The organism is Actinoallomurus spadix, assembly GCF_024055725.1.
Lineage (GTDB): Bacteria > Actinomycetota > Actinomycetes > Streptosporangiales > Streptosporangiaceae > Actinoallomurus > Actinoallomurus spadix.
The window spans coordinates 38,608-53,879 of the sequence record NZ_JAMXMX010000031.1; the positions used below are offsets into that span (position 1 = coordinate 38,608).

The window sequence follows — 15,272 nt, forward strand, 5'->3', positions numbered from 1 at the left end:
CCCTGGAGACGCGCTGGTGATGCGGACCCGGGCGACCGCCTCGTCGCCAGGGTGCCGGCCCTCACGTGCGGCCAGTAAGCAAAACGGTCATAAGAGTCGAAATCGGACTAATTGCATGGATCATAACGTGACCGCCAGGAAGTATATAAAGAGTGCATGGGGGTGCTTGATCGACATGATCGACGGGAGTAGCATCAATCGCGCTTCTCGTTCGCGGGAAGTGGTCACGTCAGTCAGTCTTGAATGATCGGCAGTTCCCTGGACATCAATGCATCGTTGACTCGATGCGGTTCTGAGTCATCGCATCGGTTAACTCCGCAGTCATCATCCGGCTGAAAGCCGCGCCCTCTCGTTGATCACGAGTTCCTGTCGACCATCGGTGGTTCACTGCCGCCGTCACATGGTCATGAGGTTCCGCCGGTCGGTGCGCGTCCGCGACTGCCACGACGCGCTGCTCTCCGTCATTCTCCGGTTCCGCATGGACGGCGGATCACAGTCCGTCTCCAAACCGCAGTAGGAAGATCTCCTTGCACGCACTCACGCACGAAGCCGACGTGACCGCCCTGCGGCCCGGACCACAGTCGGCCGGTGATGACGCCGATGGGGCCGTTCGGTCCGCTCCCATAGCGCTGATCGGAATCGGCTGCCGCTTCCCCGGCGGGATCGAGGATCCGCGTGGCTTCTGGGAGCTGCTCGCATCCGGTACGGATGCCATCGGTGACATCCCCCCGGATCGTTGGCACGCCGACGCCTTCTTCGACCCCGACCCGGGGACGCCGGGCCGCATGATCGTCCGTCAGGGCGGCTTCCTGCGCTCGCCCATCGACCGCTTCGATGCCGGATTCTTCGGCATGACGCCGAGAGAGGCCGCCGCGCTCGATCCGCAGCAGCGGCTCTTGCTCGAGGTCACCTGGGAGGCGTTCGAGGACGCCGGGCTCCCCCCGAGTTCGACCGCGGGAGCCGACGTCGGAGCCTACATCGGTGGGTTCACCTTCGACGCCGCGACCCTGCAGCTGTCTGACGCGAACCGGGACCTGGTCAGCGGCTCCACGCCGACCGGAGTGAGCATGACCATGCTGGCGGCGCGACTGTCGTACGCCTTCGACTGGCGTGGGCCGTCGCTGACCATGGACACCGCTTGCTCTTCGTCACTGGTGGCGTTCCACCAGGCGTGTGCGGCGCTGGCGCGCGGCGAGTGCGACCTTGCGGTGGCCGGTGGCGTGAACGTGATGACCAATCCGGTCACGACGATCCTGATGTCGAAGGGGCAGTTCCTGTCCCCGGACGCCCGCTCCAGGTCGTTCGACCACCGGGCCAATGGTTACGCACGCGGTGAAGGCGCGGGCATCGTCCTGCTCAAGCCGCTCGCCGCCGCCGAGCGCGACGGCGACCACATCTACGCCGTGGTGCGCGGGTCCGCCGTGAACCAGGACGGCCGCACCCCTGGGATCACGGTGCCCAACGCCGAAGCGCAACGTGCCGTGATCCGGCAGGCGTGCCGGGTCGCCGGAATCCATCCCGCCTCGGTCGGCTACTACGAGGCGCACGGTACGGGCACCCCCGTGGGGGATCCCATCGAAGCCACGGCGATCGGTGACGTGCTCGACGGCTCGGAGCGGACGCACTGGATCGGCTCGGTGAAGTCCAACATCGGTCACACCGAGGCGGCGGCCGGCGTGGCAGGGGTGATCAAGGCGAGCCTGTGCCTCGAACGCGGCGTCATCCCGCCGAACCTCCATTTCGAGCGGCCCAATCCCAGCATCCCGTTCGACAGGTTGCCGCTTCGAGTGCCCACGGAGATGGTCCCGTTCCCCGACCATGGGGGACCACGACGGGCGGGCGTCAACTCCTTCGGATTCGGCGGCACGAATGCGCACGTCATCCTCGAGCAGGCCTCCCGCGGCCCGTCCACCACGCGGCAGGAGACCGATGATGGGTCCCCGCGGCTGCTGGTCCTGTCGGCGCGCAGCCAGGAGGCCCTGCGGGCGCTCGTCGACGCGTACGCGGCGATGCTGGAGGCCCCGGAGGCACCGGCCCTGAGCCGGGTGTGCCGGGCGGCCGCCCGGCAGCGAGAGCATCACCCCCTGCGGACGTTCGTCGTGGCCGGTGACCCGGCGGAGGCGGCGAAGGAACTGCGGAGGCTGGACGTCGCTCCACGCCGCGCGGCGCGGGGTGGAGCGGCCTTCGTCTACACCGGCATGGGGCCACAGTGGTGGGGGATGGGCCGTGAGCTGCTCCGCGAGGAGCCCCGCTTCGCCCAAGTCGTCGCCGAGTGCGACGAGATACTGGCACGCTTCGGGCTGTCGATCGCCGAAGAGCTGATGCGCGAGGAAGCGGAGTCTCGGCTGACCCGGACCTTGTACGCGCAGGTCGCCAATTTCGTGGTGCAGGTGGGACTGACCGCGCTGTGGCGTGACCGGGGGATCGTGCCCACGGTGATCGTGGGCCATAGCGTCGGCGAGGTGGCCGCCGCCTACGCGGCGGGCGTCTACTCGCTGGAGGACGCGCTGACGATCGGCTTCCACCGCGCGAACCTGCAGGCACGGCTCGCCGGCCGCGGCACCATGGCCGCGGTGGACGTACCGGCGGACACCGCGCGGTCCTTCCTCATCGACGGGGTCGACGTGGCCGCGATCAACAGCGCGAGCGCGACGACCCTGTCCGGCGACCCGGACGCCATGAGCGTCGTGACGGAACGGCTGGAGGCGTCCGGCGCGACCGTGAGGGCGCTGCGGGTCGAGGTGGCGTACCACAGCCATCAGATGGACGAGATCCGTGAGCCGCTCCTCACGGCGCTCCGGGGGATCCGCCCGGGCGCGGCTCGGATTCCGCTCCTGTCGACGGTGACGGGTGAGCATGTGACCGGGACCGAACTGGACGCCGAGTACTGGTGGCGGAACGTACGTCAACCGGTCCTGTTCGCCGCGGCTTTGCGGCGACTGCTGACGTCGGCGCCCGGGATCATCCTGGAGATCGGGCCGCACCCGGTCCTGGCGTCGGCGATCGACGAGGCGCTGGCCGAGCGCGGCGATGACCTGGTCAGGCTCGCCTCGCAGCGCCGGGACCGCCCGCAGCGCCGGCATCTGCTGGAGACCCTCGGGAACATGTACGCGGCCGGCGCCGAGCCCGACTGGGAACGCGTCCATCCCGGTCCGCGCGAACACCTCGACTTGCCGCGCTATCCCTGGCAGCGAGAGCACCACTGGGTCGAGTCGGCGGAGTCCCGGACGGCGCGGCTGGGCGCCGGCGGTCCGCGGCTGGCCGGGCGGCCCGTCCCGGCCGCCACGCCGACCCGGGACGTCGAACTCTCGGCGGCCGAGTTCCCGTACCTCGCCGACCATCGGATCGGGCGGACCGTGATCTTCCCCGGCTCGGGGTACCTCGAGGCGGCGCTGGCTATGTTCTCCGGCGACGAACCCTGTTGTTCCCTCGAGGACGTGATCTTCCACCGCCCGCTGGCTCTTCAGCCGTCCACGCTCGCGACGCTCCGAATCGGTTATGACCCCGTACGACGTCTCGTGACGCTGCACAGCCGCGGGCAGGGCGATGATGCCACCTGGACCCTGCACGCACAGATGCGTCATCCGGACCTGGCCCGACCACGGTCACCGCGGCCACGCACCGAGGGGCCGGCGGATCTGACACGGTCGCTACCGGAGTACGGCCATGACGAGGTGTACGCGCTCCTGGACGGCAGCGACCTGTCGTACGGTCCGGCGTTCCGCGCGGTCGACCGGTTGTGGTGCCGGGAGGAGACCGGGGAGGTATTCGCCGAGCTCAGGGTCGACACCGTCGACCCCGAGGGGTATCGCCTGCATCCGGCGCTTCTGGACGCCGCCCTGCAAGCGATGATCGCCGGTGCCCTGCAACTGGCGGGCGGCGTACAGGCCGCCACCTACGTGCCGGCGCGCATCGCCGAGCTCCGTTTCTTCCGTTCACCGGGAAGGCGACTGTGGCTGCACGGGCGGGACCGCCGCAGCATGGTCGCCGGGCGGCTCGAATGCGACCTGACGCTCATCACCGACGACGGCGAGGTGGTCGCGGAGGTGATCGGGCTGCGTGCGCAGCGACTGGCCGAGGACGGTTCTCAGCAGCGCACCCGGCCGGAGGAAACGTACTACGAGCATCTGTGGCGTCCTGAAACGCTCGATGCCACCGGCGGCGCCGAGGGCACCTGGATCGTCGTCGGTTCGTCCACGATGGGCGAGGGACTGGCGCACGGGCTGAGCGAGCGGGGTGGCACCGTCCTGCGCGCCGAGCCGGGGGAGGAGGACTGGCTCGAGCGGGTCGTGGCAGGCGTCTCAGGCACCTCAGGCGGATCGCCGTGTCGCGGGGTGGTCTATGTTCACGACCCCGCGGACGACCCGACGGCGGATGACACGCAGGTGTGCTCGTCAGTGGCCACCCCGCTGCGGCTGGTGCAGGCACTGCCGGCCGTCGCCGTGCCGCTGTTCCTCATCACCTCCGGCGCGCAGAGCGTCGACGCCGGTGACGCCACGACCGATCCGTTCGCCGCGGCCCTGTGGGGGTTCGGCCGGGTGGTCGACGCCGAGCGGCCGGAGCTGCGCTGCCGGCTCATCGACGTGGACTCCGGGGCGTGCGGCGGCGCCGGCCGCGTCGCCGAGTCGGTGCTCGACGAGCTCGCCCATGACGGTCTGGAGGAGGTCGCGCTGCGCGGCGGCACCCGGTACGTCCGCAGGCTCGAGCGCGCCGGCGCGCGGTCCCCGATGCACCACGTGAGCACCCGTACCGATGCCACGCCGGTACGCCTTCGCGTCAGTGAGCCCGGCGTCGACGGCCTCCGATTCGCCGCCGGCGCTCGGCGGGCCCCGGGGCCCGCCGAGGTCGAGATCGAGGTCGCCTACGTCGGGCTCAATTTCAAAGATGTTCTGAAGGCGACGGGGCTCATGTCTCCGGAGGCGATGGAGGGCAGCCTCTCGCAGGAGACACTCGGCCTGGAGTGCTCGGGTACCGTCGTGCGCGTCGGGGAGGCCGTGACGGACCTGCGGCCCGGGGACGAGGTGTTCGCGCACGGCCGCGATCTGTTCGCCTCCCACGTGACGCTCGACGCGGTCCGTGTCGTCAAGAAGCCGGCGGCGCTGTCCCTGGCGCAGGCCGCGTCGCTCCTGCCGGCGGTCACCGCCTACCTGTCCCTGGTTCGCCTCGCCGGAGTACGCAAGGGAGATCGGGTCCTCATCCACTCGGCCAGCGGCGGCGTCGGGCTGGCCGCCGTGCGGATCGCCACTCGGCTCGGCGCGGAGGTGTATGCGACCGCGGGCAGTGAGGAGCGCCGGGAGTTCCTGCGCCGGGAGGGCGTGGCCGGGGTGTCCGACTCCAGGTCGACGTCGTTCGCCGACGACATCCTCCGCTGGACCGGCGGCGCCGGTGTCGACGTCGTCATCAACGCGCTGGCCGGGGAGATGCTGCACAAGAGCGTCGGCCTGTTGCGCCCGTTCGGACGCTTCGTGGAACTGGGCAAGGCCGATATCGCCGCTGACCACCCCCTGGGCCTCGCCCCCTTCCACCGCGCGTTGTCGTTCCATGCGTTCGACTACGACCGGATGATGCTGCTGGAGCCCGAGCTCGTTCGTGATTGCATGCGCGAGCTGGCCGATCTCTACGAGAAGGAGACGTTCGCTCCGCTCCCGGTCACCGAGGTACCCGCTGGAGAGGTGGACGTGGCGTTCCGGATGATGGCGCGCCGCGACCACATCGGCAAGATCGTCGTGCGCGTCGCAGGGGAACCGGTGACGGTGCCGGCGTCGACCATCCAGGACTCGCCGATCCGGCCCGACGCCACCTACCTGATCACCGGGGGCCTGGGCGGCCTGGGCCGCACCGTCGCGCGCTGGCTGGCCGACCGCGGCGCCCGGCACCTCGTACTCCTCGGCCGGCACGGCCTCGCCACGCCCGAGGCCGAGCAGGTGGTGACCGAGCTGACCGGCGAGGGAGTCGAGGTCCGCGTCCAACAGGCCGACGTCGCCGACGGCGACCTGATGAAGCGCGTCCTCGGCCGGATCCGGGCCGAAATGCCGCCCATCCGCGGCATCGTCCACGCCGCGGCGGACTTCGACGACGTGGTGCTCTCGGAGACCGACGCCACGCGCCTGATCACGGCGACCAAGCCGAAGGCCGACGGTGCCTGGCACCTGCATCAGGAGACGCAGGCGGAAAGTCTCGACTTCTTCGTGCTCTTCTCATCGGTAGCGGCGCAGATCGGAGCCGCGGCGGCCGGCGCCTACGCGACCGCCAACGAATTCCTCAACGCCCTGGCACGTTACCGGCACGCCCGCGGTCTGCCGGCCATCAGCGTCGGCTGGGGAATGATCGATGAGGTCGGTGTGGCGGTCAGCCGGAACGGCGCCGTAGGGGACGTCCTTCGCCGCAACGGCCACATCGGCATGCCGCCCGAGCGGCTGGTGACCGAACTCGAGACGCTGCTGCGAACCCGTCCCGTCGAAGTGTCGGTGGCCGACATCGACTGGCGACGCTGGGCGCGGGCCAATCCCCAACTGGCCCCGTTGCCGCGCTACTCCGCGCTGGTGCCGGCGGGCGCCCTGGACGATGATGGGCACGCGTCGGCGTCGCAGCGCCTGCGGGACGCCACTCCCGAGGAACGTCTCAGTCTGCTGCCCGCACTCGTTACCCCCCTCCTGCAGGAGATCACCGGCCTGTCCGCCGAGCAACTCGACGACCAGCAGGCCGTCGACATCGATTCTCTGGTCGCGGTCGAACTGAGAGTCCTCCTGCGGAACAATCTCGGCGTATCCGTACCGGCGATGAAGCTCCAACGGAACCTGACGGTGGCCGGGCTGGTCGGACTGCTCGCCGAGGAGCTGGACAGACCCCCCGCCTCCACCCCTCGGCCGCCCGCGGGCATCACGACCCATGACTTCTTGTCATCGGATGGACTCACCATCTACGGCCACCTCAGCCTGCCCGCGGGACCCGGCCCGCACCCGGCCGTCGTGGTGTGCACCGCGGGCGAAGGCGGGGCCCTGGACGACGCGGGCAACTATGCCCACCTCAGCGAACACGCGCCGCTGCGCGCGGCAGGGTTCGCCGTCTTCACCGTCGACCACCGCGGGGCGCCGGGACACGGCGCGGACTACAGCGCACGCGCCGAGATGGGAGGCCGGGACGTCGACGACATCATGGCGGCGGCCCGTCACCTCGCGGAACTACCTGAGATCGACGCCACGCGGCTGAGCATCGTGGGTACGAGCCGGGGTGCGTACTCCGCCCTGCTGGCGTTGTCACGCGGCCCGTCACTGTGGCACCGGTCCGTGCTCATCATGGGCCTGTACGACCCGGCACTCCTGGTCGCGGCCGAGCGGTCCCGCCCCGGCGCCCTGCTGCCGGCACGCGCGCAGGCCGAGCCGGGGGACGTGGAGACCTACTTCGCGGCTCCGCAACGCCGTCCCATGAGCCGACTGGGCGCGGTCACGGCGCCATTGCTCATCGTGCACGGCGACGCGGACGAGGTCGTGCCTCTCACGCAGGCGGTCCGTCTGGCCGACCGGGCACACGAGTTGGACGTGCCCGCGCGGTTGATCACGGTGCCCGGGCTCGGTCACGACAGTGACCACGCGGACGAGGTATGGGCCGGACTATGGCCTCAGATCACCGAATTCCTCAAAGAGGGCCGATGATGACCGTTGACGTCATTCGCACCGAGGCGCTGGTCATCGGGGCCGGCATCTCCGGCCTCGGCCAGGCCGTCGAGTTGGCCAAGGCGCGTGTTGACTTCCTGATCCTCGAGAAGGCACACGACGTCGGCGGAACCTGGCGCGACAACACCTATCCCGGGGCGTCCTGCGACGTCGAATCCCACCTCTACGCCTACTCCTACGACCGGAACCCCGACTGGAGCTCCACCTACGCCGGGCAGGCCGAGATCCTCGCCTATCTGCAGGGCATCGCCCGGCGCCGTGGGCTGCTGTCACGGATCCGCTTCGGTACCAGGGTGACCGGGGCCCGCTGGGAGGCCGCCGCGGGTGAATGGACGGTCTCCACCGCGGCCGGTACCACCTACGTCAGCCGTTTCCTCATCCTCGGGGTCGGTGGTCTCCATGCCCCGCGCATCCCCGAGCTGGCCGGTGCCGAGACCTTTGGCGGGCACGTCTGGCATTCCTCGAACTGGAACCACGAGGTCGATCTGACCGGCAAGCGCGTCACCCTCGTCGGGGTGGGGGCCTCCGGGGTCCAGATCGTCCCCCACCTCGCCGAGCGTTCCTCTGAGTTGACGGTCTTCCAGCGCTCCGCCGCCTGGGTGCTGCCGAAGGCCGACGTTCCCGTCTCCGAATGGCGCCGGCGGATGTTCCGTCTGCTGCCCTGGACTCAGGCGCTGTACCGGCTCAGGGTCTATCTACGCCGGGAAAAACGGGGTTTCGGGTTCCACCACCGCCCGGACGCGCTGAGGGTGGCCGAACCAGTGGTGATCCGTCAGATCGAGACCCATATCGATGATCCCGAGCTGCGGCGGAAATTGATCCCGGACTACCGCTTCGGTTGCAAGCGGGTGCTCTTCTCCAATGAGTACTATCCAGCGCTGAACCGCCCGAACGTGCGCGTCGTCACCGGACGGCCGGTGGCCCTGAAACCGGGCGCCGTCATCGATGAGGAGGGAACGGAGCACAGGACCGATGTGATCATTTACGCGACCGGGTTCGACGTCCTCGGCTCGTTCGACCGGATCCGCATCGAAGGCCTCCGGGGCCAATTGCTCGCAGACGCCTGGCGTCCCGGCCCGCGTACGTACAACGGTGTCGCCGTGCCGGGTTTCCCTAACATGTTCATCATCCTCGGACCCCATGGCGCGGTCCCGTACACCGGAGTCGTGGTCAACGTCGAGGCACAGGCGAGGTATGTCCTCCGCGCGATCCGCGCGACTCGATCGGCTCGTGCGGGAGCGCTCGTCGTCCGGCCGGACGCCGAGCAACGCTTCCAAGAGGAGATACGAGAAAGATTCCAGCACACGGTGTGGAGCGTCGGCGGTTGCCGGAGCTGGTATCAGAGCGATGGTCCGAGCGGAACAGTGCTCTGGCCCGACTCCACGTTGCAATACCGCTGGCGACTGCGCAGAGTGCGCCAGCGCGATTACGACTTCATTGCTCCGGCCACCCTATGAAGCCCCGATCTTTTGCGGCGTACCTCCTCACGTCCGCGGACGGGCGAGGTGATGGCCGCCGCGGCCGACCTCGATCAGCGCTGACGTGACGTCCGGGCGTCGTTCCGTCAGGACGGCGCCCGGTCCAGCAGGTCCTCCAGCACCGCCAGCTGCTCGTCCGGCTGGGTCCGCATCGCCCACAGCACGTGCGCCGCGCCCAGCGCCCGCACCCGGCCCAGGTCCTCCAGCACCTGGTCCACCGATCCGGTGAGCGGCGTCCGCCTCTCGCGCGGTTTCGCGGTGAGGGAGCCGTTGACCCGTACGACGAGGGGCAGCGAGGCCGGGTCGTGCCCGGCCTTCTCCGCCGCCCGCCGGAACGTCGAGACCGTGTCCTCCAGCTGCTCCCACGTCATGACCACCGGGTTCAGCCCGAGCCCCAGCCGCGCGGCACGCTCCACGGCCGCCGGGGCGACGACGCCGGCGAGCAGCGGCGGCCCGCCCGGCCGCACGGGCTTGGGCCCGATCTGCGACTCGGGGATCGTGTAGAACTCCCCGTCGAACCGCACGGGGTCCGGCCCCCACACCGCCCGCATCGCCGCGACGTGCTCGGCGAACCGCGCGCCGCGCCGCTCCCGCGGCACCCCGGCCACTGCGAACTCGTGCGCCATCCACCCCTGCCCGAGCCCTGCGACGACGCGCCCGCCGCTCAGCACGTCCAGGGTCGCGAGCCGCCGCGCCAGCACGACCGGAGGGTGCAGGGGAGCGGCGAGCACGCTCGTGCCCAGCCGGATCCGGCTCGTCCGCGCCGCGAGGAAGCTCAGCGTCTCCAGCGGGTCGTAGACGACCGCGTACGCCGCGGGCAGCGGCGCGGGCGGCGCGAACCCGCCGTACGCGACCGGCTCCAGGGGACGCAGCAGCCGCTCGAACGTCCAGACCGCGCCCAGCCCGATCCGCTCGGCCCCCTCCGCCACCCGCACCACCGTCTCGGGCGACGCCCCCGGCCCGTACGAGGGCAGGTTGAGCCCGAAGTCCATTCGCCACCCCCGTCGGCCGCGCAGGAAACCCCCCTCCCCGGGCTACGTACCCGGGCGCCCACGGTCCGATCACCTGGCCCTCCTCTGCCCTCCCTCGACGTACGCGCGGAGTTGCTCGGCGGTCATGCGGTCGAACCGGGACAGCGCCACCCCGAGGAAGTGAAGCTGGTCCAGGTCGGTGGTCGCGACGTACATGGTGCCGCCGTGCCATTGCCACAACGGGACGCCGTTGACGTTCGCGGCGGCCGACCAGCCGGGAGGCGCCGGAAGGCCGGCGGGGACGCGCTGCGACAATCTCAGGCTCAGCGCCGCCGCGGCCGGATATCTGCGGATGAGCCGGTCGAGTTGCAGCAACTCGGCCGACGCCGAAGGCGTTTCCTCGGTCAGAGTTCCGACCAGCTCCCGGAGCGTGGAAAGCGAGCACATCAGCCCTTCTTCGGGTGTCATCGCCGGCGTACCTGAAGGGAGACGACGTTTTTGATCGCGGCGACGAGGTCGTCGACTTCGTCGGTGGTGAGAATCCGCGTTCCGTCGCGGAGGTGAGTGATCGGCTTCCCCCAGGACCAGTACCACCGGAGGACGCCGTTTCCGTCCGCCTGGCAGGTGACCTCCTCGGACAGGAAGTGGTCCGCCGCGATGACCAGCACCGTCCGCCCGTGCTGCTCCGCGTCGAGGCCGGCCACCTGACAGGCCTGCGTCAGCCATCGCGCGTACGCGGATATCTCCTCGGCCGTGTGTTCTCTCATTCCCGGATCCCCTTTCTCTCGAAGGGCACCCAGAATCGCCGCGGCCTGCTTATGATCGGAACATTTTCAAGCCTTGGTCACGTCAAGGCCATGAGGGGGCTGCGCAAGATATTGCGCGTTATGGTCCGGCGAAAGGGGACAAAAATGGGCAGGATGCCAAGCCCGGCACTGATAACGCTCGGCCGTCAGGTACGGCGATACCGCGACGCCGCCGGACTCCGCCAGCGCGAGCTGGCCGACCACCTCGGCTACAGCGAGCCCTGGGTCAGCGCACTGGAGACCGGCCGGCTGCTCCCGAAGGCCGATCAGGTCGCGGCTCTCGAGACCGCGCTGCACATCCCGTCCGGCGTGCTCCTGGAGGTCTGCCGGCAACTCGACATCGACCCGACACCCCAGTGGTTCCGCGAATGGCGCGACGTGGAGACCGACGCCGACGTCCTCCGATGGGTCGAGCTGTCGAACGTCCCCGGCCTCCTCCAGACCGAGGACTACGCGGCCGCCATGCTGGGCGGCGACAAGGCAAGCGTGGCCGCGCGAATGGAACGCCGCCAGATCCTCACCAGAAGCGATCCGCCGCCACCAATTCTGCACTTCGTGCTAGACGAAGCCGTCCTTTATCGGGGATACGGGGGACCGAAAGTCATGCACGACCAATTAATGCATATCGCCGACTCCGTCGGACCTCGTATCACGATTCAAGTTGTACGCTCGGAGATGAACCCTGCATCAGCAGGCGCGTTCATCCATGCGACCGTGGACGGGCGCGACGTGGCGTATCTGGAGACGGCGGTGCGCGGACTCGTGACCAGCAGCCAGGAGGACCTCAAAATCCTCTCGAACGCGTGGGAGTCCGTCCGGTCGTTCGCGATGCCACAGCACGAGTCGATCGATCTCATTCGCAGGACGGCGGAGGAACGATGGAGCTGATCACCGACTGGCGGAAGTCGAAGCGCAGCGCACAGAACGGCGGTGCGTGCGTCGAGGTGGCCGTGGCGGAGAAGGCGACCGGATGATGGGGCCGATCGCCGACTGGCGGAAGTCGAAGCGCAGCGGGGAGAACGGCGGCGCGTGCGTTGAGGTGGCCGTGGCGGAGGAGACGACCGGCTGACCGTGCGGGCCATGGCACACGGCACCTGCCGGGCGGATCCCGCCTGAGGCCCTGAGGCCGAGGTCGATCGACGGTCTGCGGGGAGTCGCGGCGAGCGTGGTTTCGGAAAGGGAGACCCTTCATCGGGTCATTCCGGATCGAATGGTGGCCGGTGTGCACGATGATACGTGCATGCGTCGTTTCCTGATCACGACCGTTGCCGCGCTCGCGGTGACGTCGGCCTGTTCGAGCGGGTCCCACCCGGCCAAGTCGACCGGCGCCGCGCGCGCGAACTCGCCGAAGCCGAGCGCCGCGACCGAGTCGGCGGTCAAGGCCAACATCCCCGGTTTCTCCGGGCCGGTCGAGTCGTCCAGCGGTGTCAAGCACGTGTTCGGCACGTGCCTGAAGTCCTGGTACTCCCAGGCGAGATCCGGTACGCGGGTCCACGTGGCGTACCCCGGACCGGCGAACATCAGCGTCGACCTGCTGATGGCGGATCACTCCGAGCCGCCGCGCGAGGCGCACCAGCAGTTCACCCTGGCCCAGGGACAGCAGACGAAGGACCTGCGCTTCCCGGCGATCCCGCACGCCGGATTCCCGCAGATCACCGTCACCGCCGGCGGCAAGACGCTGACCTGCGACGCCGCGAAGCACTGAGCGCCCGGTCAGGCGACTCCCAGACTTGCCTAGAAGGGGCTCGCGGACGACCGCGCGTCTCGGCGTGGCACTGACCGCCGAGCCGAAGTGCCGAGCGGCGCGGCTCTCGGCGCGCAGGAGCCAGGCGGGGACCCGCATCACCGTCGAGCTCCATCGCCGGCCCTCCCATCGCAACTGCGCCGTCTATAGCGGCGAGACGTGTCATCGCCTCTATAGACGGCGCAAGAGCGACGTACCGCAGGTGGCATCCGGCCACCGTGATCCGAGGTGCCGTCCCAGCGATGCGACGCCACGGCCTTCTCCGATTCGGCATGGCCGGCATTGTGCTACGGCCGCGCGGAGACGGAACCGTCGGAGTCGCCGCCGCGAACGGACCCAGTGCGGCGCGCCGAACGCCGGTCACCGGGCCGCGGGGGCCGGTCACCAGGTCGATCGTGAGGCGGTCACCCGGTTGGTCGGGACGCAGGCCAGGAGGACGGCGCGCTCCCGAGGCCTTCACGCGGCGCGGCATCGGGCCGGCCGGCGTTCGAGCATGGGTCGAGGCGGCGGGCGGCTGACCGTGCGCAGGGATGGCGACCGGTTCACCCTGATCGCCGAGCTCCCCGTCCCGCTACTCAACGATCAGGTGCCCGACGCGATGGTGGCCGCCTGCGCCCCGAGTTGATCCTCGCATCATGTGAATGGTGCAGGATGCGGTCATGCGAACGACCGGAGAGACACTGCACCACGTCGAGTTCGGCCAGGGCATCCCCGTGCTGTTGGTTCACGGGTTCACGGTCGACCACCGTCTCATGCTGCCGCTGGAGCCCGCGTTCACCGATCGACCGGGATGGCGCCGCGTCTACGTGGACCTGCCCGGGTCAGGGCGGTCGCCGCGGCTGCCGGCTCCGGTCACGGCCGATCGTACGGCGGCGGCGCTCCTGGCCTTCATCGACGAGGTGATCGGCCGCGAGCGCTTCGCTATCGTCGGCATGTCGTTCGGCGGCCAGCTCGTCCGGCATGTCATCGCCGAGCTCGGCGGGCAGGTGACGGGCATGTGCCTGATCGCTCCCGTTGTCGCGCCGCCTGGGCGACGCGACCTGCCGGCGCGGCAGGTGCTCGCTCGCGACGACGGGCTCCTCGCGTCCCTCGACCCGGACGACCGGGCCGACTTCTCCGAGGTCGCCGTCTGGCAGACGGCCACGGGATGGGCGGCGTTCCGGGACCACGCACTGCCCGGCCTCCGCGCCCACCACCGGGGCGACGCGCAGGCGCTCTCCGAGGCGTACATGCTGTCCGTCACTCCGGAGACCCGCTTCACCGCGCATGACGGCCCGCATCTCCTCATGACGGGCCGGCAGGACCACGTGGTCGGCTGGCGGGACCAGCTGGCTCTGCTCGAGCACTATCCCCGTATGACGTACGCCGTGCTCGACGGATGCGGCCACAACGTGCACCTCGACCGGCCGGATCCGGTCAACGCGCTGTTCGGGTCCTGGCTGGACGCCATGGCGGTCGCCTGACGCGTCAGATCCAGCCGGCCTCGGTCGCGATTCACGGCCACAGCGCAGAGAGCAGCGCGCGTCCGGGCCCTCCATCGTTCTTGATCATTTATCGGCGTCCCGCGGAGGAATGATGCTCTACCCGGAGATCGAGCCGTACGACCACGGGATGCTGGACGTCGGCGACGGGCACCGCGTCCACTGGGAGGTCTGCGGCAACCCGGACGGCAGGCCGGCCGTCGCGCTGCACGGCGGGCCGGGCTCGGGATGCGGGCCGTGGTGGCGCCGGTACTTCGACCCCCGCGCCTACCGGATCGTGCTGTTCGACCAGCGCGGCTGCGGCCGCAGCACGCCGCACGCGAGCGCCCCGGTCGTCGACCTGAGCACCAACACGACCGGCCACCTGATCGCCGACATCGAGCTGCTGCGCCGGCACCTGGGCATCGACCGGTGGCTGGTGCTCGGCGGCTCCTGGGGCGCCACCCTCGGGCTGGCCTACGCCGAACGGCATCCCGACCGGGTCAGCGAGCTCATCCTGTTCGCGGTCGGCATGACGCGGCGCCGGGAGGTCGAGTGGATCACCCGGGACGTCGGCCGGCTGTTCCCCGCGCAATGGGCGCGGTTCCGCGACGGCGTGCCGCCCGCCGACCGGGACGGCGACCTCGCCGAGGCGTACGGCCGGCTGCTGCACGACCCCGACCCCGCCGTCCGTGAGAAGGCCGCGCGGGACTGGTGCGCGTGGGAGGACGCCCACGTGGCCGTACGGCCGGACCACCGCCCCGATCCCCGCTACGACGACCCCGCCTTCCGGATGTGCTTCGCCCGGCTGGTCACCCACTACTGGCGGCACGCCGCGTTCCTCGACGACGATGCCCTGCTCCGTGGCGCGGAACGCCTCGCCGGGATCCCCGGCGTGCTGATCCACGGCCGCCTCGACGTCAGCAGCCCGCTGCAGGCGGCCTGGGAGCTGTCCCAGGCCTGGCCGGACGCCGAGCTGGTCGTGGTCGGCGACGCGGGGCACGGCGGGGGCGGCATGACCGACGCCATCGTCGCGGCCACGGACCGCTTCGCCGGCATGCCGGGGGAGGCGCGGTGACGCGGCCTCAGACGCTCCGGTGACGCCGGCGTCAGCGGGCCCTGGGGCGGCGGTACGGCCCG

Annotated in this window: 11 protein-coding genes; 8 read left to right on the forward strand and 3 right to left on the reverse strand. The window is 70.2% G+C overall.

Annotation, left to right across the window (positions count from 1 at the left end; genetic code table 11):
• Positions 1-527: 527 nt before the first annotated feature.
• The gene (locus NE235_RS32410; protein ID WP_252809779.1) at positions 528-7,652 is read left to right on the forward strand and encodes a type I polyketide synthase; all 7,125 of its coding nucleotides are present in this window, start codon (positions 528-530) and stop codon (positions 7,650-7,652) included.
• The gene (locus NE235_RS32415; protein WP_252809781.1) at positions 7,649-9,130 is read left to right on the forward strand and encodes a flavin-containing monooxygenase; all 1,482 of its coding nucleotides are present in this window, start codon (positions 7,649-7,651) and stop codon (positions 9,128-9,130) included. The genes NE235_RS32410 and NE235_RS32415 overlap by 4 nt, the downstream gene beginning before the upstream one ends.
• Before the next feature lie 107 nt (positions 9,131-9,237).
• Here the strand turns inward: NE235_RS32415 and NE235_RS32420 are convergent, their stop codons facing one another.
• The 3 genes from NE235_RS32420 to NE235_RS32430 form a co-directional block, all read right to left on the reverse strand.
• Positions 9,238-10,143 carry a TIGR03619 family F420-dependent LLM class oxidoreductase gene (locus tag NE235_RS32420; RefSeq protein WP_252809783.1) on the reverse strand — a complete coding sequence of 302 codons (906 nt, stop codon included), beginning with the start codon at positions 10,141-10,143 and terminating at the stop codon, positions 9,238-9,240.
• 69 nt (positions 10,144-10,212) lie between these two features.
• Positions 10,213-10,569 carry a hypothetical protein gene (locus NE235_RS32425; RefSeq protein WP_252809785.1) on the reverse strand — a complete coding sequence of 119 codons (357 nt, stop codon included), beginning with the start codon at positions 10,567-10,569 and terminating at the stop codon, positions 10,213-10,215.
• 17 nt (positions 10,570-10,586) lie between these two features.
• Positions 10,587-10,889: a hypothetical protein gene (locus NE235_RS32430; RefSeq protein ID WP_252809787.1), complete on the reverse strand. Its 303-nt coding sequence runs from the start codon at positions 10,887-10,889 to the stop codon at positions 10,587-10,589.
• Here NE235_RS32430 and NE235_RS32435 point away from each other — a divergent pair.
• From NE235_RS32435 to pip, 6 genes are all read left to right on the forward strand, one after another.
• Positions 10,878-11,816 (forward strand): helix-turn-helix domain-containing protein, encoded by a 939-nt coding sequence (locus NE235_RS32435; protein WP_252809789.1) that lies wholly within the window; start codon positions 10,878-10,880, stop codon positions 11,814-11,816. The genes NE235_RS32430 and NE235_RS32435 overlap by 12 nt on opposite strands.
• A complete protein-coding gene (locus NE235_RS32440; protein ID WP_252809792.1) occupies positions 11,807-11,902 on the forward strand; it encodes a DUF397 domain-containing protein in 96 nt (31 codons plus the stop codon). The genes NE235_RS32435 and NE235_RS32440 overlap by 10 nt, the downstream gene beginning before the upstream one ends.
• The gene (locus NE235_RS32445) at positions 11,899-11,997 is read left to right on the forward strand and encodes a DUF397 domain-containing protein (protein ID WP_252809794.1); all 99 of its coding nucleotides are present in this window, start codon (positions 11,899-11,901) and stop codon (positions 11,995-11,997) included. The genes NE235_RS32440 and NE235_RS32445 overlap by 4 nt, the downstream gene beginning before the upstream one ends.
• Positions 11,998-12,168: 171 nt before the next feature.
• Positions 12,169-12,633, forward strand: a complete 465-nt coding sequence (locus NE235_RS32450; RefSeq protein WP_252809796.1) for a hypothetical protein — start codon at positions 12,169-12,171, stop codon at positions 12,631-12,633.
• A 698-nt stretch (positions 12,634-13,331) separates the two neighbouring features.
• Positions 13,332-14,135 (forward strand): alpha/beta fold hydrolase, encoded by an 804-nt coding sequence (locus NE235_RS32455; RefSeq protein ID WP_252809799.1) that lies wholly within the window; start codon positions 13,332-13,334, stop codon positions 14,133-14,135.
• Positions 14,136-14,247: 112 nt separating this feature from the next.
• Positions 14,248-15,210 carry a prolyl aminopeptidase gene (pip, locus tag NE235_RS32460; protein WP_252809800.1) on the forward strand — a complete coding sequence of 321 codons (963 nt, stop codon included), beginning with the start codon at positions 14,248-14,250 and terminating at the stop codon, positions 15,208-15,210.
• The last annotated feature ends 62 nt before the right edge of the window (positions 15,211-15,272 follow it).

Coding starts and splice junctions, on each gene's coding strand:
- NE235_RS32455 (WP_252809799.1), top strand. CDS start 13,332: ATGCGAACGACCGGAGAGACACTGCACCACGTCGAGTTCGGCCAGGGC.
- NE235_RS32415 (WP_252809781.1), top strand. CDS start 7,649: ATGATGACCGTTGACGTCATTCGCACCGAGGCGCTGGTCATCGGGGCC.
- NE235_RS32430 (WP_252809787.1), bottom strand. CDS start 10,889: ATGAGAGAACACACGGCCGAGGAGATATCCGCGTACGCGCGATGGCTG.
- NE235_RS32420 (WP_252809783.1), bottom strand. CDS start 10,143: ATGGACTTCGGGCTCAACCTGCCCTCGTACGGGCCGGGGGCGTCGCCC.
- NE235_RS32445 (WP_252809794.1), top strand. CDS start 11,899: ATGATGGGGCCGATCGCCGACTGGCGGAAGTCGAAGCGCAGCGGGGAG.
- pip (WP_252809800.1), top strand. CDS start 14,248: ATGCTCTACCCGGAGATCGAGCCGTACGACCACGGGATGCTGGACGTC.
- NE235_RS32425 (WP_252809785.1), bottom strand. CDS start 10,569: ATGTGCTCGCTTTCCACGCTCCGGGAGCTGGTCGGAACTCTGACCGAG.
- NE235_RS32440 (WP_252809792.1), top strand. CDS start 11,807: ATGGAGCTGATCACCGACTGGCGGAAGTCGAAGCGCAGCGCACAGAAC.
- NE235_RS32450 (WP_252809796.1), top strand. CDS start 12,169: ATGCGTCGTTTCCTGATCACGACCGTTGCCGCGCTCGCGGTGACGTCG.